Consider the following 23,539-nt stretch of genomic DNA (forward strand, 5'->3'; position numbering starts at 1 on the left):
TCAGTTTTATTATTTATTTTGTCTCTTTTTCTAAAAATATTGTTACTTTTTAAATATACTTTAAACAATAACAGAGTTATTTTATATTTTAAAAATACTCGTTCTATGACGAGAAGTCAAAATAATTTCTTTTTAATAATCTCGGCTGCTTCATTAATTCATCAAATGTAACTGAAACTGGAAGTAATTTTGTTGAAATAAGAAACAACTGATCTTCTATTGATTTGACCATATCTTCCTTCTGATAGGTAAATTTGCACTGATCACAATGAAATGATGGTACACCAGTAATTGTGATTGCTCTGGAACCATCCGGTAATTCCCAATGTACAACTGATTTTGTTTCCTGTACAATCTCCTCACCGCACCAATCACATTTTAAAGTATTATTCATCTTTCTTTACACTTCCATCCATTTTTTGAATTTGTGATTGAAACTTTTTCTCCTTTAATTCATCTCGTTTTTCGCGTTTATTTTTTAATGAACTATGTGCTGGATCCGTTTGATATTGTTCTCTCTTTTTCATTCTTTCTAAATCTGAAGGAATAAGACTTTGCACTTGATCATTCATGATACTAGCAATACCAACCTTAGCTGCCTTATTTAAATAATCAGGGTAAACTAATGAAAAATAATCTTCTGCAGTATCCTCTTTATAGTTTTCAGGCTCTGGATAAGATGTGATGACACCCTCAAAATTTCTTAGTACTGTTTTTTTACTACTTTGAGAGACGATATAGTTTGGTTGAAGTGAGATTTTACCTCCTCCGCCTGGTGCATCTACTACGAATGTAGGTACTGCATAACCAGATGTATGCCCACGTAATCCCTCAATAATCTCCAACCCTTTTGCAACTGGTGCTCTAAAATGACCAATTCCTTCTGATAAATCACATTGATAAATATAATATGGTCTGACTCTTATTTTTACTAAGTCATGCATTAACTTTTTCATAATTGGTACGCTGTCATTAATCCCTGTTAAAATAACTGACTGATTCCCAACTGGAACGCCAGCATTTGCAAGCATTTCACATGCTTTTTTTGCTTCTTCTGTTACTTCAATACTCGTATTAAAATGTGTATTTAACCATACTGGATGATATTTTTTTAATATTTCACATAAGTTGTCGGTAATTCTTTGAGGGAAAACTACAGGCGCTCTAGTTCCAATTCTAATAATTTCCACATGATCGATTGCTCTTAAATTTTTTAAAATATATTCCAATATATTGTCATTAATTAATAATCCGTCTCCACCTGAAATCAGTACGTCTCTTACTTCTTCATTTTCACGTATATATGCTATTGCTTCATCTAATTGTTTTTTCGGTACTCCCATACCAATTTGCCCTGAAAATCGACGTCTTGTACAGTAGCGACAATACATAGAGCATTGATTTGTCACTAAAAAAAGCACACGATCTGGATATCGATGAGTTAATCCAGGAACTGGACTATCATCATCTTCGCCTAGTGGATCTTCCGAATCATATTTTGTTTTATTTAATTCTTTACTAATTGGTACAGACTGCATTCTAATGGGACAACGTGGGTCAGTCGGATTCATTAAAGAAGCATAGTAAGGAGTAATATTTAATGGAATGGTTTTAGTAGATATTCTTACCCCTTCTTCTTCATCCTCCGTTAAATCGATCACTTGTTTCAAATCATCCAATGTTCTGACTGTATTTGTTAATTGCCATAACCAATCGTTCCATTGTTCATCCGTAACATCTTTCCATAAAGGAATATCTTTCCAATGTCTTTGAGGTTTATAAAGCTGATTTTTCATTTATGGTCCTCCTTGTTTAATAGGACAATTTAAATTTACTAAATTAAGTAAAAATTTCTAGTTATATACCTACTTCTTTATATGCACTAAATAAAAAGTTGGTGAAAAAAGTAAAACTCAAAAAAACAGTATAAATACTGTGTAAAAAATGAAATAAACCGACTAACTAAATGTTAGTCGGTTTCTGTGGCTGACGCTCAATAGTTTTTAGCAAGTTACAAAAGACGCACCGATGATAATTAATAAAATAAATAACACAACGATTAACGCAAATCCTCCGCCGCATCCAAAGCCACCGCCGCAGCCGCCGTAGTAAGGTGAATATCCCTTCATAATAGATTGCCTCCTTCACTTAACTTTTAGAAATCACAATAAAGTATATGTAGGGGTCACAATCCTTGTTACATAGGCATTTGTCTATATTTAAGGCGAGATTAAATAGATTTTTGGATAACAACTTTATCTCATAGTGCTAAACATAAGGGCGTATGAATGATTAAACAATTTTCGAAAATCAACTTTAAGTAATAAAAAAAGTCTTGAGAAAACTCTCTCAAGACTCTTTAACTTAATAAATTAGTGATAATATAAATGTCCAAATACAAACAAATGCTAGCAATCCAAAACTATATTTTAAAGTCATTTTTGTTAATGTCGATTCATTACCAGTTTCACCTACTGCAGCAGTTGCGATTGCAATTGACTGAGGTGAAACTAGTTTTGCAATTACCCCACCTGCAGTATTTGCTGATACTAATAATGAAGGATTTGTACCTAAAATATTACCAGCCGAAACTTGAATTGGAGCAAATAAAGTATTGTTATTCACGACAGAACCAGTCATAAATACCCCAATCCATCCTAAAATTGGAGATAAAAACGGAAATGCGTCTCCAGTGTGTGCAACTGCTTGACTTAAAGCACTTGTTAATCCTCCATAAGTCATCAATTTTGCGATACTAATAATTGCACAAATCATAATAATCGGTATCCAAAATTCTGAGATTGTTTTTAAAAGTAGAGATAAACCTCTACTAACATTAATTGATTTAGAAGTGAAAATTGTAACTAATCCTGCTAATAATATTGCAGTACCTGTTGCTCCGATTAGATCAATGCTGACATTTATTGTTGAACCTGGAACAACGAATTTTAAAACAGTAGAAGATAGAGCTCCTCCAACAGCGAATAAACCTTTAAATGATTTTAAGCTCCAAATTAATACGAAAATTGTTAGTAAATAGAATGGTGACCATGCTTTAATAACATCAGCCATTGAATAAGATTCAATTTTAAATTCTTTCCCATTTAGTAAGAAAATATTTTTAGGTTGCCATTTTTTAAGAAATAATGCTAAAACGCCCATTGTTAATAATGAAGGAATAATATCTGCTAACTCTGGACCTAAAAAGATTGTCATGATTGCTTGAGAAACTGTATAAGTAATAGACGTTACTAAAATTGCCGGTAAAATTTCTTTAATTCCTTTAAATCCATCGATTAACCAGATTAACAGAAATGGAATCGTAAAATTAATAATCGGTAAAGTTAGTGCTGTCATGGTTGAAACTTTCATTGAAGTTACGCCATGTAAACCAAATGTATCAATAATTCCAACTGGTATTCCAATTGCTCCAAACGCTCCAGATGCTCCATTTGCAATTAAACAAAGCATAGCTGCTTGCAGTGGTTTAAAACCGACTGAAACTAATAATACCGCACAAATAGCAATCGGTACTCCAAAACCTGCTGCCCCTTCAAGAAATGCGTTAAAACAAAATCCAATCAATAAGAACTGGATCCGCTGATCACTCGAAATACCAACTATACTACTACGTAAAATATCAAACTTCCCAGATTCTACTGTTATTTTGTATAACCACACAGCCATTACAATGATATAACCAATTGGCCATAACCCTTGAATAGTTCCTTGGGTTACACTTCCGATTGATTCACCGATTGGTAATTTAAAGATTGTAAGTACGATTATAAACGTAATTCCTAGGTTTAATAAAGCAGCATAAATACCTTTCATTTTTAACACTGTTAAGCATAAAAGAAATAAAAGAATCGGTACAGCCGCAACAAGTGCTGAAATTGCGAGATTATCAAATGGATTAAAATTATCTACTAACATTTGGTTTACTCCCTTTGTTTAGATTCTTAGATTTTACCTATAAAATCTAGCATCCAACCTAATTATTTTGTTAAATAACTTCACAAACTTTATTTATTAATATTGCCTTATTAAATCATTAATATTTATTTCAACCGTTATATATTTTGTGAAAGTATTCACATATGGTGATAAAAAAATAATTATTTTCACCTAATTTATTCGTTTTTATTTGTGAAGAAATTAACAAAGTAAATTTTATACTATGTAGTATTTCTTAACAATGAACAATTATTTCTATTTATGGAAAAAAACGGTATATATCAATTTTCCTTTTTTGTTATGTATTTTCAAAATATTAGAGGGGAAATATAAACTAAATTACATAAATAGACCAACAATCATATAGAAGGAGTAATTTAGTCATGTCGAAGTTCTTGCGAATATGCCTTCTTTCTTTTCTTGTTTTCTTTCTAACCAGTTGTCAAATTAGACCATCGAATCACGACCAAAGCCAATCAAATTCACTAAGTGAACAAAAAATCAGCTTTAAAAATAAACTTTTAAAAAACTCATTATTTTTCCTAGTTATTGGTGTTGATTCTCGTGGCGAAAAAAACTCACGTTCAGATAGTATTGCAGTAGTTCAATATAATGTTGAGGATCGAACTCTAAAAGTTGCCTCAATACTGAGGGATTCATATGTTAAAATTAAAGGTTATAAGTATGATTATGGAAAAATTAATCAGGCTTATTATTTAGGTGGAGAAAAACTACTAAAAGAAACAATTTATAATAATCTCGGTATTCCGATTGACCATACGGTTATAATTGATTTTAAAGGTTTTGTTGGGATTGTAGATACACTTGTTCCAGAGGGTATAACAGTTAATGTTAGTCAAGCAATCATTAATGATATGAACTTAAAAATGAAACCTGGAAATAATAAACTACACGGTCAACAGCTTTTAAAATACGTACGATTTAGACATGATCAAGATAATGATTTTGGAAGAGTTCAACGCCAGCAAGAAGTATTGTTAAAAGTCGTAAGGGCCGTTAAAGAAAAGTTAAATACTTTTGGAGGAATTGCTAGGGTACCTCTATTACTAGACGAAACAACAAAATATGTTTCAACTGACTTAAAATTAGATGAAATACTTTCGCTTGCTTCTTTTGCATTTTCTCAACCAATTGAAAAAATTGATCGCCTAAGTATTCCTGTAGATGCTGGTTTTACAAACGAAACGGTCGAACATTCAGGAGCAGTACTAAAATTAAACTTTTCTAAGAACAGACAAACAATAAAACAATTTTTTAAAGCTCCTACACCAGTCATAAATAGTAAAAATAGTAATAAAAAGTTGAAAAATAAATGATATTTTGAATTTCACAAAAAAGAGAAGGTTATTATCCTTCTCTTTTTGTTTATTTTTATTTGTACTTTTTTATCCTGTAGTGACTTAGTAAATTATTGATTAAATGAAATCACTTTATACGTATCCGATGAGTATTCCAAAATTGTAATACTAGCGTTTTTTATTTCTAATTCAATATTAAATTCTTCTGAAAACTTTTTTACAATATTTCGAATCGTATTTCCATGAGTGACAATTAATACATTCTCATCGTTTTTGTTATTTTCGATAATTAGTTCATTTAATCCTTTTTCAATTCGATCCCATAGCTCGGAGTAATTCTCGGCATGATGGTATGGATCAGACTCTTTGATAAAATTTGTAATATCTTCTAGGGAACGATTTCTTAATAGTTCTCTAAAGGAAGAATAACCGTGATCATTTGCAACTTTACCTAAGGCTACTGCTGAGAATTCTCCTTCAAAACTACCAAAAAAGGACTCTCGGAAGGCTTTTGTTTTTCTTATTACGGGAATTTCGTAATTGTTCTGCTGTAAAATTAGTTCTGCCGTTTCAACAGTTCTACCAGAATCGCTAGTATATACACGGTCAAATTGGATATCTGATAATCTATTTCCACATTCAATCGCTACTAGCTTTCCTTCTTCTGTTAATGGACTATCGGCCCATCCTTGCATCCTTTTATAACGATTTAAATAAGTTTCACCATGTCTAATTAAATATAAATGAATTCTATTTTCCATCTAATCACCCACAATGTGAATTTTAAAATCTAGTTAAAGATTGATCCTTATTTGCCAAAACCTTACCTAAATAAATCCCACTAGCCGCTGCTTGAGATAATGAGTGGGTAACTCCAGAGCAATCTCCAATTACAAATAATCCATCTAAACTCGTTTGAAAGTTTGAATTTATTTCAATAATTGGTGAGTAAAACTTTCCATCCATTCCGTAAAGGAGTGTATCCTCATCAATTGTCTCTCCAATAAATTCTTCCAACTGATTCAAAAATCCTTGTAAAATATTCAAATATAAATTAGGAACTTCATTTTTAAGGTCACCGCAATCAGCATCTAATGTTGGTTTTATACTGTTTTTTTCCATTTTCGCAATTGTTGTAGGCTTGCCGCTAAGTAAATCACCTAATCGTTGAACGACGATGCGATCTGACCCATTATTTATTTTTCCAATAATTTCATTAGCGTAAAGATTTGCTTCATTTAGTGATGGAAAATATTTAGGAGTGAATAAAGTAAAATTTAAATTAGTTGTCCCTGATTCTTTTTCCTTAAAATTTTGTCCATCTGGCATCACTAATCCTTCTTGAAACTTTCGAACGATTCTACCTTTTGGATTCATACAATATGTAGTTGAAATCAATTCGTCATATTCAAAAGCAAGTTTCGTTTCAAATGTATCTTGTAAAATTGAACGAAGCTGTTGTTCTTTCATCTCGACTCTAATCCCTAAATCTAAACGAGTTCTACCTTGTTTAACTCCAAGTGAAGCACACTGATCATTTAACCATTCTGTTCCGGATCTACCTGTTGCAAATACGATGTTTTTAGATTCGAATTTTCCTAAGTTAGTATCCAAATAGAATAGATTATTCTCCTTTATAATATCTAGAATATCAACTTCAAAGCGAATATCAATCTTACTAGATAATTCCTTATATAGTCGTTCGAATATTTCTGTTGAAAGACGTGTACCGAGATGTCTAACTTCAGTAGTTAACATATGTAACTTGCAACCCTCGGCTTTTTTAGCCAAATTTTCATTTACAGTCGAATACTTTTCTACAGCCCCTCCACCATAAAGGCATAATAGATCGTCAACCTCTTTCATTAATTGCTCAAGATGAACTCTTCCTACTTTTTGAGCTAATTCTCCCCCAAAATCACATGAATAGTTGAATTTCCCTTCTGATTTACCAAGTCCTGCAAAGCCATAATATTTACCACAAACGTCGCAATTGCATATTCCGCCTTTATCTATAGCACAGGCCCTTTCTTCTAAAGACTTTCCTTTTTCCAGTATTAATACTTTCTGATTTGATTGTAATAATGTATATGCTAAAAAAATGCTACTTACACCTGAACCGATAATTGTAATATCATACATCTTTTTTCACCTTCTTGATTTTTTCACTTATTTTAATTGTACAATAGTTACTATCTTTAAGTGAAATTCTCTAGTTTTATTTGATAGAAATTATTTATATAAAAAAAAACACGCCTTAATTAGCGTGTTCAAGAATTTTTATTCTTATCCTTATCTCTAAACTCTAAAATGGCGATCACAAACATACCAAAGCTAATCATCAGTGATAAAACTTCGAAAGTAATAATAGAAACCGCCTCCTTACTTTTAAGCCTTCCCGGAACCAAGTTTGTCCTATACATTCAACCATATTTTTTTATATTAAATTTATAACCTCTCTTAAAAAAGGGATTAACATGCAGGATTAATCATTGTTGCATTTAATCCAATTTCTTCCACAAACTTTTTAAGGTCTATTTTTTGTTAATAATTGGAATAATAGTTTCGACAGGAGGAATACAAATGGAACATTTCGAAGCATTTTTGAATAGTAAGAATTGGATTGATAATGATTTAGATGCAAGATATATAAATATAAACCACCCTTATGCGATCTTAATTTCTGGAGAAGAAGGACAAATTACTTTAAGAGGAAACACCGGTTTTGATAACGGTCAAAACGGAGAAGAAATCTTCTCTTTTACATCATTAAAAGAGCTTCAGACGTGGTTTGAAGAAAATATTGGTGAATGAATTCGTTTTATTTAATAAATATCCTACTCATGCCAAAATCTAAAATTATTGGCTGAGTTTTTTTATTTTATTGCAATGTAAAACGCTGAGAAAATAATTTACCCTAAAATTTAATTTTTGAAACTAAAAAATCAGATATACATAAAGGATATTGAAGCATTTGCAACGAATAATTTTCTTTGGAGGTGTTTGATATGAGCAGTATAAATAAAGAATTAAATTCTACTAAAGATGATTTGTATTTAGAGGTAATCAACGAAATGAAAGGAATCCAAATCCATTTGTTAGAAGAGATTACTAGGTTAAACAGCGAAGTTAATTTTCTAATATCAGTTGTTCTACCAAATATAGATCGAGATCATTTAAATAATGATCAATTGGCCATGTTCGGAGAAATCGTATTAAATAAAAGAAGTTAAACACAATATTAGGTTTGTGAAATTCTATCAAATGAAAAAATGATAAATCCTTGAAGCAATCAATTCAAATTATGTTTTCTAATTACTTCTCTTTTACCTCTTATAACTCTTACCACTTATGATTGATTGTTGGATTGTAGAACACGAATCCAAAGAATTTGTATTACCTTTAGATAAAGCGAAAAGCAAAATACTTTTTATTTGAATGATGTAAGTCTATTTCTGTATTTAATTAATCAATATTCCAAAGTATTTACCGTTTACTCTTCAATCTTTTTAGAAAAAACTTTACCATTGTTTAATTGACACCAATCCAAATCTGTTGTGTCTCTGTATTTTTCATTAAACTCATCTATCGTAAGGAAAACTTCAATATTACCTTTTTCAAGTTCTAAAAGAAGCGTATAAGGAGTTAAGCCGTAAACATTAGAAACAGCAATTAATTCACCAATATGTATTTTTTCAGAAAAATCAATTTTGTCTTCCATTTCAATCTCTCCTTACCCTATAGAATTTAAAGTCCAAAGTACTTTTATATTCTGCCCTTAATACAAATTTATCTTCAAAAATACTTCAATAAGATTTTGATTAAATTAACTATAAGTACGAGACCGACTTCATTACAAATTGAAAAAAGTGAATTTAAAAGAGTAAAAATGACTCAAGTGTGTTTCTTGAGTCATTTTATTTTTGGCTTTGCTTACAGAAATAATTGTATTAATAGTATTATTTTTTATTTGTTTATGTTTTATTAATTTTATGATGCAATTATTAATACCTCGCTTCTATTTAAGAAAATAAATTATTTCTATACCTAAAAAACCTCAATTTGTGATTTATATCACAAATTCATATCAATATTTTTGTTAATCTTCTTTTAGAAAGACAAAACAACAAAAATCTTACGGGGGTACTAAAATGAATCAACCATTTAATGAGCTATCTAAGATTAGTGAGATTGTTACTGAATTCCCAAAGGCAAGTGATCTATTTAAAACATATCGAATTGATTTTTGCTGCGGTGGAAATAGACCTCTAATTGAAGCGATTGAAGAAAAAAATTTATCAAAAGATGAAATTTTAACAAAACTAAATACACTTTATCAAGAAACAAAATTATCAAACGAAGTAGTAATTGATTTTAAAGAAGCATCTAGTAGTGATTTAATCGATCATATTATAAGTAAGCATCATCGTTTTTTAAATGAGGAATTACCTCAATTAAGCCCATATGTAACGAAAGTAATGCGAGTTCACGGAGAAACTCAACCTCATTTAGTAAGATTACACAAACTGTTTTTTGATTTAAAAACAGAATTAGAGCAACATACTTGGAAAGAAGAATCAGTGGATTTTAAATTAATTTTAGAATATGAAAAAAACCCAACGGAAGAAAATTACAAGAAATTAAGTAAAGTCGTTAACGAGTTAGAAAATGAGCACAGTTCTGCAGGGGATATTTTAAAAGAATTACGTGAAATCACGAATGACTATACTCCACCAATGGAAGCATGTGGTACTTACCGCCTGGTTTATCAAAGACTTGAAGCTCTTGAGGCTGATACATTCCAACATATCCATTTAGAAAATAATATATTGTTTAAACGAGCAATTGTTAGGACTTAAATAAATCTAGTTTATATAGGAGCATGACAACTCATGCTCCTTTTTTAGTTAACTTCCGCTTGCAATTCTTCTATATTTATTACAAAAAAACCCTCTGAATCAATCGTAACTAATTCCTTTTTTCTTAATTGGTTTATCGTACGGTTTACTGACTCTCTGGATGAACCAATCATATTAGCAAGTTCGCGATTCGTAAAATGAGTTGTTACTTTAGATTGATTTTTATCTAAAGATACCCCATTCGATTTACATAGACGTAGTAGTAACATGATAACTTGGTCATATGTATTATGTAGGGTTTGTTCAACTAATCTCGCTTGTAAGTCAATAATTTTTTCTCCTAAAAACTTAAATAACTTAATACATAATTCAGGATATTTAATCAGAATTTCCTCAAAGTCAGCGATTGGAGTGACAATTAACTCCGCTGTTTTGAGAACTTCAACATGAGCAGGGAAAGTTCCTTTTCGAAATAAGCCAACATGTGGAAACATCTCGCCAGTTCGGGGTATCGAAACAATTTGTTCTCTACCCGACGGATCAGTTATATGTATTTTTACTTTTCCAGAGTGTATAAAAAACACTCGATCAAGTTTGTCACCTTGCATACAGACAAATGATTTTACTTTATATATTCTCATATGTGAAATATCTACTATAGATTGAAGCTCCTCATCCGATAGATCTTTAAAAAGTGGCACTTTTTTAAAATGATTAAAAATCACATCTGACATTCAAAATACTCCTCTATAAAAAATTCCTAATACTCATTTAACATCTATTTTGCATATCAACTACAAGTATTTACCTATACCACTTATATAATTAATAAAAAAAGACTCCTTTGATAAGAGTCTTCATTTAGTTCAGTTATTTAGAAAAACTGGAATAAATTTAAATTCATTTACATTAAATAAACCTTTTGTCGTAATTTTTATACTTGGAATTACAGGCAGTGCTAGAAATGATAATGTTAAAAAAGCGTTAAATGTATTGTTTGGTCTAATTTGAAGTAATGATTTTTCAATTTGGAGTAAACCTGCTTCTACTTCTTCTGCAGATTTATTACTCATTAAACCGCCAATTGGTAATGATAATTTGGCAATTACTTTTCCAGAGGATACGACTACAATTCCACCGTTCATTTCTTCAATTGTTTTAATTGCAAGATACATATCAGCATCATTCATACCGGCAACGATTAATTGGTGTGAATCATGAGCTATTGTTGTAGCGATTGCTCCCTCAATTAAATTTAAACCTTTAACAATTCCAAGACCAATCTCTTTTTCAGAATGGTAGCGATCTATTACTGCTATTTTACATAAGTTTTCAGCGACATTTGGAACAAAATAAGTATATTCATTTGATAATTTTTTAATTAAATGATTTGTTACGATACTATTTGGATTAATTTCAATTATATTAGCAAGCTTTTTGGAGTCGGTTTTTAATTCGAGATCTTCAATCTTTAGATCTCCTAAGCTTACTTTTGAATCAATTACATTTGACTCTTCACTATTAATTCGTTTACTAATTTGTTTGTTTTTAACGATAAACTCATTTTTACACCATACGTCCGTAACTTCTACTGATTCTAAGTCGTTTAAAAATACTAAGCTTGCTTCATATCCAGGAGCAATTGCTCCTTTTTGTTTTAAACCATAACATGTTGCTGGATTTAATGTTGCCATTGAATAAGCAGTCACTGGGTGAATTCCAAATTTGATTGCTGTACGAATACAAAAATCAATCGAACCCTCTTTCATGATATCGTCTAAATGTTTATCATCAGTGCAATACATAATTCGCTGGGCATTTCGATCATTTACTGCAGGTAATAAATCCTTTAGATTTCTTGCAGCGGACCCTTCTCTAAATGCAACATATAACCCTGCTCTTAGTCTTTCCATTACTTCCTGTACATTTGTACATTCATGATCAGTTGAAATACCTGCATAGGAATATGTGTTTATTTCATTTTTAGATAGTCCAGCTAAATGACCATCGATTGGCTTTTGATAAGCGTGAGCTAATTTTAATTTATCGATCATTTGTTTTTCCATCGACATAACAGCAGGATAATCCATTACTTCAGCTAAGCCAAGTACTCTTGGATGTGTCATAAAAGGCTCTAAATGTTCTGCATAAAGTATGGCTCCCCCGCGCTCTAATGAGGTTGCTGGTACACATGACGGTAACATAATTCTAACGTCTAACGGAATATTTTCTGATGCGTCTAACATCATTTTTATTCCATCAACCCCAGCAACATTTGCGATTTCATGAGGATCGGTAATAACTGTAGTTACACCATGTGGTAGCACAGTTCTCGCATATTCACTAGGTAAAACCATCGATGATTCGATATGAACATGGGAATCAATAAAGCCTGGTGATATATATTTACCTTCTGCATCTATTACTACATTAGCTTCATAATCACCTATTCCAACTATTATTCCATTTGTAATTGCAATCGAATCTTCTATTATTTCTTTCGTAAAAACATTTATTACTTTCCCATTTATGATTAAAAAATCAGCCTTTTCAGCTTTTGTTGACGTTTTCATCTCATGTAGATTCATGTTTGTTTCCTCCTAAATATTTAGGAGAGAATATGCTATGTCATATCTCTCGTAGTCAAACTATATCGGCAGCTTGGTAGAAACTTTTGGACCGGTTATTTCCAAAATTATACGAGCGTATTAAGAATCACTTTATTTTTTAGTGAGACAGACGAAAAAACAAGTTTTAGGACGATGTCTTCATACTGAATCATTTAAAGTGAATAAACTTAATTAGCTAATATTTAATTGTAAAAAACTATATTGATAGTATTCTATAAAATTTTGAGTCTAAAAAGCAATAACTATTTTAAGAGTTTTAAATATAAAATAATTCATAATTTTCTCGTTAATGAATACTATTTTAAATGGGATCGTAGGATGGTAATCATAGGAGGTATGTAGTTTGAAGAAAGTGGTAGAAAAAAAACGAATAAACCCGAATATTTTTAATCATTTTTCATCCTATTCAAAAAAAGAGGACAATTTGTTCCCCGTTAATTATAATCGATTTGATTCGTTCCAAAGGCTAATAAAAAATAATTCACCAATAAGTTATAAACAAGACAATATAATAAAGCAAAATTTAGCTTTTATAAGACTCGTTAATGTTTTACCAAAAAAAATAAGCTTAGACATATATGTTAATCGTACTAAATTTATTTCGAATTTAACTTATAAAGAATCAACTCACTATTTAACTTTACCTTCAGGGGTACAATTTGTTGAAATTTTTAAAACGAATGATCAATCAAAACCAATTCATTCTGAACAACTAAATTTACTTGCTGAGCAAAAATATACGATTGCTATTGGTCATAACTTTGACCAAATCTCACTGTTTTCATATATGGATAATAATTCCTTGCCACAAGGAGAAGCTAAAATTCGCTTTATTAATTTATCCCCTAATTCACCTAATCTAGATTTTGCAGTAAAAGCTGGTGAAGGCGATGTTGTTTTCCCAAATGTCCCATACCGAAATGCCTCAGAATATTTGCTTATATCACCTATGACAGTTAATTTGGAAATACGACTAACAGGTACGAAAATGATCTTATTTCCTCTCTATAAATCAAAGTTTAAAGAAAATATAGTATATGATTTAATTTCAGTTGGGTGTGTTGAAGAGGATCCAAGATTTGAAGTCATTAAATTATTTTAGAATTATTTTGACCGATAAGGAATTAACGGCAGGAGATTGGTAGCTCTGGTTGAAAAAAAACAGGATTGTCAAAATTAGACAATCCTGTTTTGTTATTTACTCACTAATCTAACAACACTCATACTATTCACGTACTTTGTAAGCTTACATTCACACGAAAAATCTTTAGTTATTACCTAATAAAAAAGAACGACCTTTAATAGTCGTTCTAAAGTTATTTATTTAATAAATCATTTTATTTTTTTGGTCTGCTCATTTTTATAATAAGAAAAACAATAAGCACTAGTGACACCGCAATAATAATACCATTAAACCAAATTTTCGTTTGAAACCAACGAGGTTTTTGAGCGTCTACGATAGGCGAGACAATCATTTGTTCTTTTAATTTCCCTAACACCAAATTTTCTTTTTGAATATACTGTTTGAAGTTCTCAATATCATACTTTGGTGCTTCTACATGATCGTTCCCATAAAGCAACTTGTATGGCCCAGTACCCGTGTCCTCAAATATAATCTTATCCAAAAAATATTCGACCTTTATTCCCTTTATATCCAATGGTGGATTGTCTTCGTTATTAATTTTTATTGTAAAATATGGCTGCGTAATTGGAGTTACTGCTGTGATCGTAGTATCGTTAATTTGAACGTTTTTAAAATTAATATGATATATCTCATTTTTACCATCAACTTGAATTTCATTATCCTTTGGGTCAAATACAGAATAAGCTCGAGTAAAATTATTATCAATGTCCAGCATTATTGTCTTGATTTTAAGCCTATTTTTATTCTGGATTGCAATATCCGTCAACTTAGAACCCTCTTTAATTTTAAAAGTGGGATTACTAGTTTTCTTATAATCATTCCATTTAAAATCGTAAGTTTTATGAACTAAATGTAGCTGTTTAAAAATCAGATTTTCAACATTATCTAGCACTTTTACTCGATAAAAACTATATTTATGGACAGTGCCAAGATTAATCATTTTATTTTCTAATCGATCAGTCCGGTATAGGTCATTTTTCTTTATATACTCCCACAGATTACCATCATAACTACCATAGACTTCTACATGCTTTAAAAAATCTAAATTCGGCAAATCGATCAGTAGTGTATCTCCTTGAATATCCTCATTTTCTTTTATTGGTGTGATACGAAAATCCAAGATCGTATTTTGATCTTTCTTTGCAGTATTCACTAAGGTTGAAGAATAGACTATGTTTTGCTCCTGCGATTCTTTATAGCCATTTTCTATATAAAATGGAACAAACTGCCCCTTACTGTTTACGATTCGAAGGTCATTTAAATTCTCATCTGCTCCTGCATATACTTCTTCATCCAAAAAAAATGATTGGTATTTATTATGATCTGGTATATCAATTGACTTGGAAAAATGCCAATCCTTACTATTATCCTTTGCTTCGATAACTGTAAAGATCGGTAACATAAAAACCAAGGAAGAAATACTAGCAATTAAACTAATTTTTTGAATCAACTTGACCATGTTGCTCCCCCAGTCTTGATGAAACTCTTTGATAAATAAATGACACGCCAATAAGCACAAACCCGAAACTGAAATATGCGATTATCTTACTTCCCGAAGATAGAAAAGATAAATCAAAAAAGATTAACTTTCCTGTTGATACAAGAGTTAGTCCAAGACCTAATCTTCTAATATACATATATCGCTTACGGAAGCCATATAAAATATAAGAAATTGCTAACAATAAATATAATAAACTGATTGCTAATCCTACCTTATTTAATTGAAGCTGTATATTTATGAATACTGTAAGGATTCCTATTAAGTAGATTCCTAAAATTAAAGGATACAATTCACTACTTTTAAATTGTCTACGAATATATGCAATTAAGAAGTCCCGACTGCTGAAAAACACGAAAATATTAACACCAATCAATATACCTAAGGCAAGATATTCGACAAATGTATTTTTTGAAAAATCTTCCTTCAATGCCGGGAATTGAATCGTTACATAAATACAAATTAAATACCCGATCATGTATAGGAATAAGCAATAATACTTCACAATACCGTCATAAAGGACTTTCATTTTAGTAAGAATATATGCAAATACAATCGTAATAAATGCTTGTAGTAACCCTTGATAAAAGGAATAATGTGTAAATTGATCAGATACATTATTGCTATATACATTGTCAATCTCATACATTAAATAAAACCATATATTAACTAGAGTAAAATATTTAAACCAAGTAATTACTTTTAACTCGATCGGTCGAGAGAAAAGTGGTACATCACTTCGATTTTGTTGTATCGCATAAAATAAAGTAAGAATCGACATACCAATAATAATCGCACCATATTTAAAATCAAAATAATCATTGTTAATATCTAGTAACATATTCATTCCGATATCAATAACAAAAAATGATCCAATACATAGAAGGAATATGCCCCAACCAGCTCTAGTTAGTTGCTTGAATTTATAAATGCTTCCATAAAGGCTTAACAGAATCCCCTCAATAAGCCATCCTATAGATAACCACTGGATTCCAAACTGGAACGGAATTATTAAGATCGCAAATGTTAGTGATGTCGCATAAAATAACAACATCGTTTGTTTTTCTTTCTTCATGACTTTCTCGATGAATTTTCCCAAACCAATATACACAAGGCTAAAAATAAGTGCTAATAAGCCTCTTAAGTCCTTTAATCCCGCTTCGTCAAATAAGAAGTATAATAAACCGCAACTAATCACTGTGTTTAAAGACAATAATACAACGTCAAGTCTAGTAAGCTTTGATTTGTATTTAAATGGATACAATAAAGTGATACCAAGGTACATTAAGAATGTAATGATCGAGTACAATATGCTAATTGATTCATTATCAGCTAACCATATTAATGCAGCTAAAGATGGTGTGTTAAATAAAAAGCTAATGTAATTTACAATCGTCCAACGTTTTCTAAATGAAACTAACAATATGCAAAGATTTAATAGGAAAAGATAACCCATCGCTGTGTAAACAGCATTTCCGTGGAGGCCGAAAGCCCACATATATGAAAATAATGGAAGATAACCTCCTACTAGTCCGAGTGAACAAATAGTCCTTGAATGATATCTTAATGATAACAGTACTGCGGTTAAAGAAACTAAAATAGATAAAGTCAATCCTACATAAATGTCTATTATATGTAATAAAAAATAACTATAAAAAATCGATCCATACAAGACCGAAATTCCCCCTCCTAAAAGTCCAAGAGCAAACGTCTGTTTTTGCTTTCGGAAAAACACTTCACCACCTGCCAGCATTACTGCTCCAAGCAAGAAAAATATACTCCCTTTCATATAGCCATTAAACCAAGTGGAATATGAATATTTAAATGCAGCCCCAACACCTAATATAATTAGGAGAATTCCAAGTTTATTGATCCAATTCAAACCGATTTTCATTTCGATTTGATTTTGTTTTATTCGTTTCTGAATAATTTCTTCATTTACTTCTTCTGAAGAAAATTGGTCTAAACCATTTTTGACATTTCCGATTAACGTTTTCTCTTCTTCTGCTATTTGTTCACGATGCAAAATAATTTTCCGATCTAATTCTGAGGAAATTTGCTTAAGCTTCGCTCTAAACTCATCTTTTTCTACTTCTAACTCAATGGAAGCCCTTTCAAATAGACGCCTAATTTTTTGTTTTGCATCAAATTCAAAGGCATCTAAGCGGTTATGATGTTCTTTTGTTCTTCCTTCAAAATAAGTTTCTAATTTCTTCCGAGATACTTTAATAATATTGAGTTTCTCATCAAGGATTTGTTCCATCAATGAATTTCGTAATTTAACATTCTCTTCTGATATTTGATCATACTTTTCCTGTAATTGAGACAATTGAAGCTTATACTCTTCGTAATAATTACGTAAAGTTTGATTTTCATGAATCAAATCACTTGATTCATACTGCTCAATTAAGGTCTGATATTCCTTTATCAACTCGTTCTGACTATCTTTCAAGAATATTAGCCTATCTTTAAAATCATCCATCATTTCCTCCTCCTTGTTTTCGAAGATTATATAAATTATAAAAAGAATACAAAATATTACTTTTTATATAACACTTCCGGTATATACTATTTCACTTTTAGTAGTGTGATAACACTTAAATACTGTAAAACAAAAATAATTGAGATAACAACTTTAGATGATTGTTTCATTGTTCAAATACAATGGCCTTTATTGACTGTTTGCTAATTCGGAAAGGCGATTCATTACATCTTCTTGATCAAACGAACTATACCATCGATAGTCTGAATCATCTAAAATACGATAATGTTGACTAATTACATTTTGTTGAACACGATAGACGCCTTTTTTCTCAACTTCATGCCAAAACAGTTTCCCTCCAAGTGTTTTAAATTTTGGAGTATACATTTCATCGTGTGCCAGTGTTTCAATAACTTCAAACGGTTCATCACCAAAAAAATTCTTTAAAATCATACTATCCTTGAACAAAGCACAGACAGCAACTGTATTTGTCCATCCTAATGATGTTCGTTCTTTTTCAATTTGAACGAGAGTTTTTTTGGAAATTCCAAGAACAGTTGCCATTTTTTCTTGCGAATACCCTTTTTCTAGACGAATCAATCTTACATTTTTTGAGATGAGTTCGATTAGTTTATCTTTATTCATATTAATCACTTCCAATGAAAAGTTTTAAAGCGATGATGTGTTTTAGTTCAAAAATTTACTCCCACTCACCTTTAGTGTAATATTACACTTTGTGGAACTTTTTGTAAATAAATGAGTTGATTTATTTTTTTAAAATTTTTCAGAATACAATCTTAAACATCATGAGTAGTGGTTTAAGAAAAGGATCTTCTTTTTTTTCTAAGATCCTTTAAAGATAATGATCTAGCGTTTCTTTATTATTTAATGTTCGAATTACACTTTCCTTTTTCAACATAACCCTAATCAGATTCTACAATAGGTTAAGTTAATTATACATTTCAAATCGACTTCTGTAATTTGGGGGAATTTTACCTTTTTCCATAGGATTTCAAATTATCCTCGTAAACAACCTAGCAATATACAACTCCATTATACAAAATAAAAAAACTCGGACTTATTATCCGAGTTTTTTTATGCCTCTTTTGGCAACGTTATGTAAAATGCTGTCCATTCGTCATCAGAAAAACAATTAATTTTCCCATCATGTTTTTCAATGATTTGTTTACATACAAATAAGCCAATTCCAGTACCATGATTTTTTGTCGTAACAAATGGTTCAAAAATTGTCCGTATGCTTTCTTCACTAATTTTAGGTCCATTATTTCTTATTTGAATTTCAATCTTATCCTCTAAATCTGAAACTTGATAATGAATCGTTTTTTGCCCATCGTTTTCAGCCAATGCATCGATTGAATTCATTAATATATTAAGTAAAACTTGACGAAGTTCATTTCTGAAACCTGGTATGTATATTTTTTGAGATATTCCTTCTTGTAAAATGACATTCGAATTTACAATACTCGGATATAAGAATTCTGTGATTTCTTTAAATAAATCATTAATTAAAAAGGATTCCACGATCTGATCATGATCTTTTTTCGAGACATGAAGAAATTGATCAATTCTAAAATTTAATTGATGCAATTCATGATCTATGATGTCTAAATATTTTAATTGTGGATGATCTCCTTTAAGTAATTTTACAAATCCTATAATTGAAGTAAGTGGATTTCTAAATTCATGAACGAAACTAGCAGACATTTGTCCTAGGATTGTAAGTCTCTCTTTGTGAGTCTCGTCAATGAACTGTTTTTTCTCTTCTATATCTTGTGTAATGAGATATGAATAATGTTTTACTGTAAAATAAATAAACTGGTCAAAAACGTAGTTAATTTTATTAATGAGTGGCTGAAGTAGACTAATACTTTCTTCAAATTCAGACAAATGTTTAAATAGTTCACTTCTAGCTATATTTGAGTTATACACAAAATCTCCGATGTTAGCACTTGCTCTAGCTCGTTCAAGGGCGATTTTATGCGCCAAATCTTTGACTTGATCCTCACTTATTTTACCCTTAATAAATAATAACGTAATGTCAATCAATTTAGTTCCATTAATGATAATCTCGGATTTAAATGGATCATTATCGCTAATTACCGCTTTAGCGACCCAATTCTTTACTAATGTAGGCATACTTTCCTGTATGAAAGCGCTATACCTACTCTCTATTGACATATCAATAAGGAACACCTCCAATAAAAATCTATTAATTAAATAGTAACAAATTTTTAAATATTCGTTAAGTAAAAAAATAAAAATTTGTCGAATTTATTACGACAAAGTAATATTTTTTACAATATTCTGATTAAAATGTAAATTAAATTGATGAATATTTCATTCATTTCTTTCAGCAACTGAACCTTTACAATTGTCACTTAGTCCTAGTTATTATAAAACTAAAAGTACGCAAAAATGTCAATAATATGGTGTGTAGAATAGAATAAAGTTAGATACAATTAAATTAATAAACTGAAAGTAGGTATTTCAATGGCTGGAAATAAAGTTGAAGATTATTTAATCAAAGGTATCTATGGTGAAAAGCAAATAAAAATTGAAGAACGAAAAATTTTTTTAGGCACAATTCGTGAAAGAATTGAAATTGCGTTAACGACAAGTCAAGTGATGGCAAATTCAATCTATCCAATCGTTGAAAAATCAATCAGTATGAAAAATGTTACTTTGTTATTAAATGGTACTCTAGCCTATAATACAATTTCGAAATATATTTTACTGGCAAAGAAAAAAAATATTCCCTTTTCATTAGTCAATAATTTACCCGTCCCAACTCCGATCGGACTTGTCGTGACGCATAATGACGCAGTTGATAAGAATGAAATTTTTGTTAAAGATGAACTTTATAAATCAACTAATTTTTAATTAATTCGGTATGTGAAATTTCAAAAAATATGGATAAAAGCGCAGCTCAATTGTTTTACAATTTAAGTTGCGCTTTCTTCTTCTAGTTCAGGTTTTTTGATTGGTTCCCGTGTTAATTCAATCGATTTTATATAATGTCCGTCTAACTTAAGAACTTTAAATGTGCAGTTATGATATTTAATTGAATCTCCTTCTTGCACATCAAAATTTTCAGTTAAAATCCATCCACCAATTGTATCAACATCAGTATCATCAATATCTAAGCTAAAAACATCATTAATTTCACTAATTAAAACTTTTCCTGCAATGACGAATTTATTTTCGTTTACTTTACTTATATCCTCTTTCTCATCAACATCAAACTCATCACGAATTTCCCCAACAATTTCTTCTAAAATATCTTCAACTGTTACTAAGCCAGATGTACCTCCGTATTCATCAACTAATATTGACATATGTATATGTTCTCTTTGCATTTTGACAAGCAAATCATGAACTGATATTGATTCAATAACTTGAATGATTGGTCTAATATATTGTTCAAGTGTTTTTACCTCTGCATCCCCTTTATGAAGAACAAAATCAGTAAAAACATCTTTAAAATTTATTAACCCAACAACATGGTCCTTATCTCCATCTACAACAGGAAAACGAGTATATTTTTCTGTGCTCATAAAGTGAATATTCTCATGAAAAGGTTCACGCAAATCAATTGCAACCATTTCCGTTCTAGGAACCATTATTTCTTTTGCTACTCGCATATTGAAATCAAATATATTGTTCACATACTTAAATTCAGATTGATTAATTTCACCACTTTTATAGCTCTCAGAAAGGAGGATTCTTAACTCCTCTTCTGAATGTGCAACTTCATGTTCTGAAGCAGGAGGAAGTCCAAATATTTTTAAGACCATCCTTGCTGAATTATTAAACAACCAAATGAACGGATAGGTAATTTTGTAAAAAAGAATCAATACTGGTGAAAACTTTAAGGTAATTTGTTCAGCCTTTTGAATAGCGATTGTTTTAGGTGCTAATTCACCAACTACGACATGAATAAATGTAATTATTCCAAAAGAAAGTAAAAAAGAGATTGTGCCACTTACTGCAGTAGGTAAATTCAAATCGTCAAGCAACGGATGCAATAATTCATCTACAGCTGGTTCACCTAACCAACCTAAACCTAAACTCGTAACTGTAATACCAAGTTGACAAGCTGAAAGATATTCATCGAGATGTGTTATTACTCGTTTTACAGCTCTTGCTTTTTTATTTCCCTCGCCAATTAATTGATCAATTCTAGAACTTCTAATTTTTACGATTGCAAATTCTGAAGCAACAAAAAAGGCAGTAAATGCAATTAATACAACAACTAATAATAACTTAGTACCAATTCCAAACAATTGAGTCATCCCTCCAATTGGAAGTGAAGGCCATCTTCATAATTAATATTTTTAAATTAGGCTTATCTTAGTATATTCAGTTAAATAATTTGTTATCAAATTTTTTTTATTTAGGCATTCTTAAAACAAGATAAAAAGGATGTTAGAAAAGGTTTCCTCATTTCCTCTTTGAACACTCCTCAATATTCCTTCTCTCTTAATTACCATTCTTTACCTTATTTCTATTTTCCTTCTCCGGTAGTGTCTTGCATTATATGCTATATATCAACTTTATATTCTAAAATTTGTAGAATATTCCACTAATAGCAACGTAATAAACCGAATTTCGATAAAAATCAATTCAAAAGTAATTAAGTTTACATATTCAGCTATTTTGATTGTTTAGAACCTATTTATTCGATGGATTTTAAGAACTTTTGCCGAGTCAACACTAGTTTTGTCAACCTCAAAGGAATGTGCAGTTTAATAAAGAATTTTTAATTATATAAATTATTTGGAGGAGGAATAGCGTATGTATACAACTTCTCAAGTGGCAGAACAACTGCAATTAACAAATAAAAAAGTATTATTATTTTTAAAAAAAGGTAATTTAAAAGTAGAGAAAACTCATAATGGATATTTGTTTACAGAAGAACAAATCGAACAGATTAAAGAAATTTATGAAGCTTCTGCACAAACGATCGAAACAAAACAAAATGACACTGATCACAACATTGACATTATAAAAGAATTAACTCAAAAATTAATAAAACTTGAAGAAAAAGTTGAAACGAAAGCAAATGAAGTCGTTTCAGTTCAAATTTTGGAACATCGATGTGAAATTGAAGATTTAAAGAAAGTAGTTGTTAAACTTGAAAATCAAGTAGAACAATTAAATGAACAAGTGACATTATTAAAAGCGGATTTAGAGGATCAGAAAAAGATCATTACATTTAAACCAAAAAAACGATTTGCCATTTTATCAATATTTGGAGTTTAAAAAATCTAAATTCAAGTTTAAAGGTTATGAACCCTGAGTAAAGTCAAGCAGTGAAATAAGCGTTTAGAGTTAAAAACGTAGAAGAATTTTCTTCTACGTTTTTTTACATACTAAAATGAATGTTGGTCAAAAATAAAATTGTATGAAGGGGGGAATTTCCATGCAAAAAAATGCGCGTCAATATACTCAGGATGCAACTACTGAACTTAAACACGCAATTGAATGTCTTCAATCTGCATTAGAAACCGTTGAAAAACCACAAAACCACGAAAGAATCGAGCAAGCGCTTCAAGCTTGTCAAACAGCTTATAATCAAACGAACCAGGCAGCAGGTATTCTTGAACAAGAATAGTATGCAAATTAAAAA

Annotated in this window: 23 protein-coding genes and 1 riboswitch; of the genes, 8 read left to right on the top strand and 15 right to left on the bottom strand. The window is 30.4% G+C overall.

Translation table 11 applies throughout. From position 1 onward, the window contains the following. Nucleotides 1–103 precede the first annotated feature (103 nt). The 4 genes from AN960_RS02455 to AN960_RS02465 all read right to left on the bottom strand — a co-directional run bounded on the left by AN960_RS02455 (nucleotide 104) and on the right by AN960_RS02465 (nucleotide 3,936). Complete coding sequence (locus AN960_RS02455; protein ID WP_056466279.1) at nucleotides 104–394, bottom strand: YokU family protein; 291 nt, start codon at nucleotides 392–394, stop codon at nucleotides 104–106. Then, a complete protein-coding gene (gene kamA, locus AN960_RS02460) occupies nucleotides 387–1,796 on the bottom strand; it encodes a lysine 2,3-aminomutase (protein ID WP_056466282.1) in 1,410 nt (469 codons plus the stop codon). Before kamA ends, AN960_RS02455 begins: the two co-directional genes overlap by 8 nt. A gap of 207 nt (nucleotides 1,797–2,003) precedes the next feature. Beyond that, a complete protein-coding gene (locus tag AN960_RS23835) occupies nucleotides 2,004–2,129 on the bottom strand; it encodes a YjcZ family sporulation protein (RefSeq protein WP_069032026.1) in 126 nt (41 codons plus the stop codon). Nucleotides 2,130–2,364: 235 nt separating this feature from the next. After that, nucleotides 2,365–3,936: an L-lactate permease gene (locus AN960_RS02465; protein ID WP_056466284.1), complete on the bottom strand. Its 1,572-nt coding sequence runs from the start codon at nucleotides 3,934–3,936 to the stop codon at nucleotides 2,365–2,367. A gap of 404 nt (nucleotides 3,937–4,340) precedes the next feature. Between AN960_RS02465 and AN960_RS02470 the strand changes: the two genes are divergently transcribed. Further along, a complete protein-coding gene (locus tag AN960_RS02470; RefSeq protein WP_056466287.1) occupies nucleotides 4,341–5,294 on the top strand; it encodes an LCP family protein in 954 nt (317 codons plus the stop codon). 92 nt (nucleotides 5,295–5,386) lie between these two features. Here the strand turns inward: AN960_RS02470 and AN960_RS02475 are convergent, their stop codons facing one another. From AN960_RS02475 to AN960_RS25265, 3 genes are all read right to left on the bottom strand, one after another. Further along, nucleotides 5,387–6,037 (bottom strand): histidine phosphatase family protein, encoded by a 651-nt coding sequence (locus tag AN960_RS02475; RefSeq protein WP_056466290.1) that lies wholly within the window; start codon nucleotides 6,035–6,037, stop codon nucleotides 5,387–5,389. A gap of 22 nt (nucleotides 6,038–6,059) precedes the next feature. Continuing rightward, nucleotides 6,060–7,418, bottom strand: a complete 1,359-nt coding sequence (locus AN960_RS02480) for an NAD(P)/FAD-dependent oxidoreductase (protein ID WP_056466293.1) — start codon at nucleotides 7,416–7,418, stop codon at nucleotides 6,060–6,062. 128 nt (nucleotides 7,419–7,546) lie between these two features. Continuing rightward, entirely contained in the window at nucleotides 7,547–7,699 is a 153-nt protein-coding gene (locus tag AN960_RS25265; RefSeq protein WP_353611566.1) for a putative holin-like toxin, read from the bottom strand. Between the two features lie 160 nt (nucleotides 7,700–7,859). Here AN960_RS25265 and AN960_RS02485 point away from each other — a divergent pair, with 160 nt between their 5' ends. Both AN960_RS02485 and AN960_RS02490 read left to right on the top strand, forming a co-directional pair. Continuing rightward, nucleotides 7,860–8,090, top strand: coding sequence for a hypothetical protein (locus AN960_RS02485; protein ID WP_056466296.1), 231 nt, complete (start codon nucleotides 7,860–7,862; stop codon nucleotides 8,088–8,090). Between the two features lie 194 nt (nucleotides 8,091–8,284). Then, a complete protein-coding gene (locus tag AN960_RS02490) occupies nucleotides 8,285–8,509 on the top strand; it encodes a hypothetical protein (RefSeq protein ID WP_056466299.1) in 225 nt (74 codons plus the stop codon). 260 nt (nucleotides 8,510–8,769) lie between these two features. Here AN960_RS02490 and AN960_RS02495 read toward each other — a convergent pair whose 3' ends face one another. After that, nucleotides 8,770–8,997 carry a hypothetical protein gene (locus tag AN960_RS02495; protein ID WP_056466304.1) on the bottom strand — a complete coding sequence of 76 codons (228 nt, stop codon included), beginning with the start codon at nucleotides 8,995–8,997 and terminating at the stop codon, nucleotides 8,770–8,772. A 430-nt stretch (nucleotides 8,998–9,427) separates the two neighbouring features. On the opposite strand from AN960_RS02495, the gene ric reads away from it, so the two are divergent. Next, nucleotides 9,428–10,135: an iron-sulfur cluster repair di-iron protein gene (ric, locus tag AN960_RS02500; RefSeq protein ID WP_056466307.1), complete on the top strand. Its 708-nt coding sequence runs from the start codon at nucleotides 9,428–9,430 to the stop codon at nucleotides 10,133–10,135. A 44-nt stretch (nucleotides 10,136–10,179) separates the two neighbouring features. Here the strand turns inward: ric and AN960_RS02505 are convergent, their stop codons facing one another. Together AN960_RS02505 and ade are read right to left on the bottom strand one after the other, a co-directional pair. Then, nucleotides 10,180–10,869 carry a Crp/Fnr family transcriptional regulator gene (locus AN960_RS02505; protein ID WP_056466310.1) on the bottom strand — a complete coding sequence of 230 codons (690 nt, stop codon included), beginning with the start codon at nucleotides 10,867–10,869 and terminating at the stop codon, nucleotides 10,180–10,182. 132 nt (nucleotides 10,870–11,001) lie between these two features. Further along, nucleotides 11,002–12,723, bottom strand: coding sequence for an adenine deaminase (ade, locus tag AN960_RS02510; protein WP_056466313.1), 1,722 nt, complete (start codon nucleotides 12,721–12,723; stop codon nucleotides 11,002–11,004). A 32-nt stretch (nucleotides 12,724–12,755) separates the two neighbouring features. Beyond that, a riboswitch (purine riboswitch) is annotated at nucleotides 12,756–12,858 on the bottom strand. 259 nt (nucleotides 12,859–13,117) lie between these two features. Here ade and AN960_RS02515 point away from each other — a divergent pair. Next, the gene (locus AN960_RS02515; RefSeq protein WP_286131567.1) at nucleotides 13,118–13,867 is read left to right on the top strand and encodes a DUF4397 domain-containing protein; all 750 of its coding nucleotides are present in this window, start codon (nucleotides 13,118–13,120) and stop codon (nucleotides 13,865–13,867) included. A 235-nt stretch (nucleotides 13,868–14,102) separates the two neighbouring features. On the opposite strand, the gene AN960_RS02520 is transcribed toward AN960_RS02515, so the two are convergent. The 4 genes from AN960_RS02520 to AN960_RS02535 form a co-directional block, all read right to left on the bottom strand. Next, nucleotides 14,103–15,368 carry a hypothetical protein gene (locus AN960_RS02520; RefSeq protein ID WP_056466320.1) on the bottom strand — a complete coding sequence of 422 codons (1,266 nt, stop codon included), beginning with the start codon at nucleotides 15,366–15,368 and terminating at the stop codon, nucleotides 14,103–14,105. Continuing rightward, nucleotides 15,343–17,889 carry a DUF2339 domain-containing protein gene (locus AN960_RS02525; RefSeq protein WP_056466323.1) on the bottom strand — a complete coding sequence of 849 codons (2,547 nt, stop codon included), beginning with the start codon at nucleotides 17,887–17,889 and terminating at the stop codon, nucleotides 15,343–15,345. Before AN960_RS02525 ends, AN960_RS02520 begins: the two co-directional genes overlap by 26 nt. Nucleotides 17,890–18,078: 189 nt before the next feature. After that, entirely contained in the window at nucleotides 18,079–18,534 is a 456-nt protein-coding gene (locus AN960_RS02530; protein WP_056466326.1) for a helix-turn-helix domain-containing protein, read from the bottom strand. A 450-nt stretch (nucleotides 18,535–18,984) separates the two neighbouring features. Next, nucleotides 18,985–20,088: a sensor histidine kinase gene (locus AN960_RS02535; protein ID WP_056466330.1), complete on the bottom strand. Its 1,104-nt coding sequence runs from the start codon at nucleotides 20,086–20,088 to the stop codon at nucleotides 18,985–18,987. Nucleotides 20,089–20,400: 312 nt separating this feature from the next. Here AN960_RS02535 and AN960_RS02540 point away from each other — a divergent pair, with 312 nt between their 5' ends. Next, a complete protein-coding gene (locus tag AN960_RS02540) occupies nucleotides 20,401–20,790 on the top strand; it encodes a YueI family protein (protein WP_056466333.1) in 390 nt (129 codons plus the stop codon). 62 nt (nucleotides 20,791–20,852) lie between these two features. Here AN960_RS02540 and AN960_RS02545 read toward each other — a convergent pair whose 3' ends face one another. After that, nucleotides 20,853–22,202, bottom strand: coding sequence for a hemolysin family protein (locus AN960_RS02545; protein WP_056466336.1), 1,350 nt, complete (start codon nucleotides 22,200–22,202; stop codon nucleotides 20,853–20,855). A gap of 502 nt (nucleotides 22,203–22,704) precedes the next feature. Here AN960_RS02545 and AN960_RS02550 point away from each other — a divergent pair. Together AN960_RS02550 and AN960_RS02555 are read left to right on the top strand one after the other, a co-directional pair. Continuing rightward, nucleotides 22,705–23,172: a MerR family transcriptional regulator gene (locus tag AN960_RS02550; protein ID WP_056466339.1), complete on the top strand. Its 468-nt coding sequence runs from the start codon at nucleotides 22,705–22,707 to the stop codon at nucleotides 23,170–23,172. 160 nt (nucleotides 23,173–23,332) lie between these two features. Beyond that, entirely contained in the window at nucleotides 23,333–23,524 is a 192-nt protein-coding gene (locus tag AN960_RS02555) for a hypothetical protein (RefSeq protein WP_056466342.1), read from the top strand. Nucleotides 23,525–23,539 lie beyond the last annotated feature (15 nt).

It is taken from the genome of Bacillus sp. FJAT-25509 (assembly GCF_001420605.1).
Lineage (GTDB): Bacteria > Bacillota > Bacilli > Bacillales > Bacillaceae_G > Gottfriedia.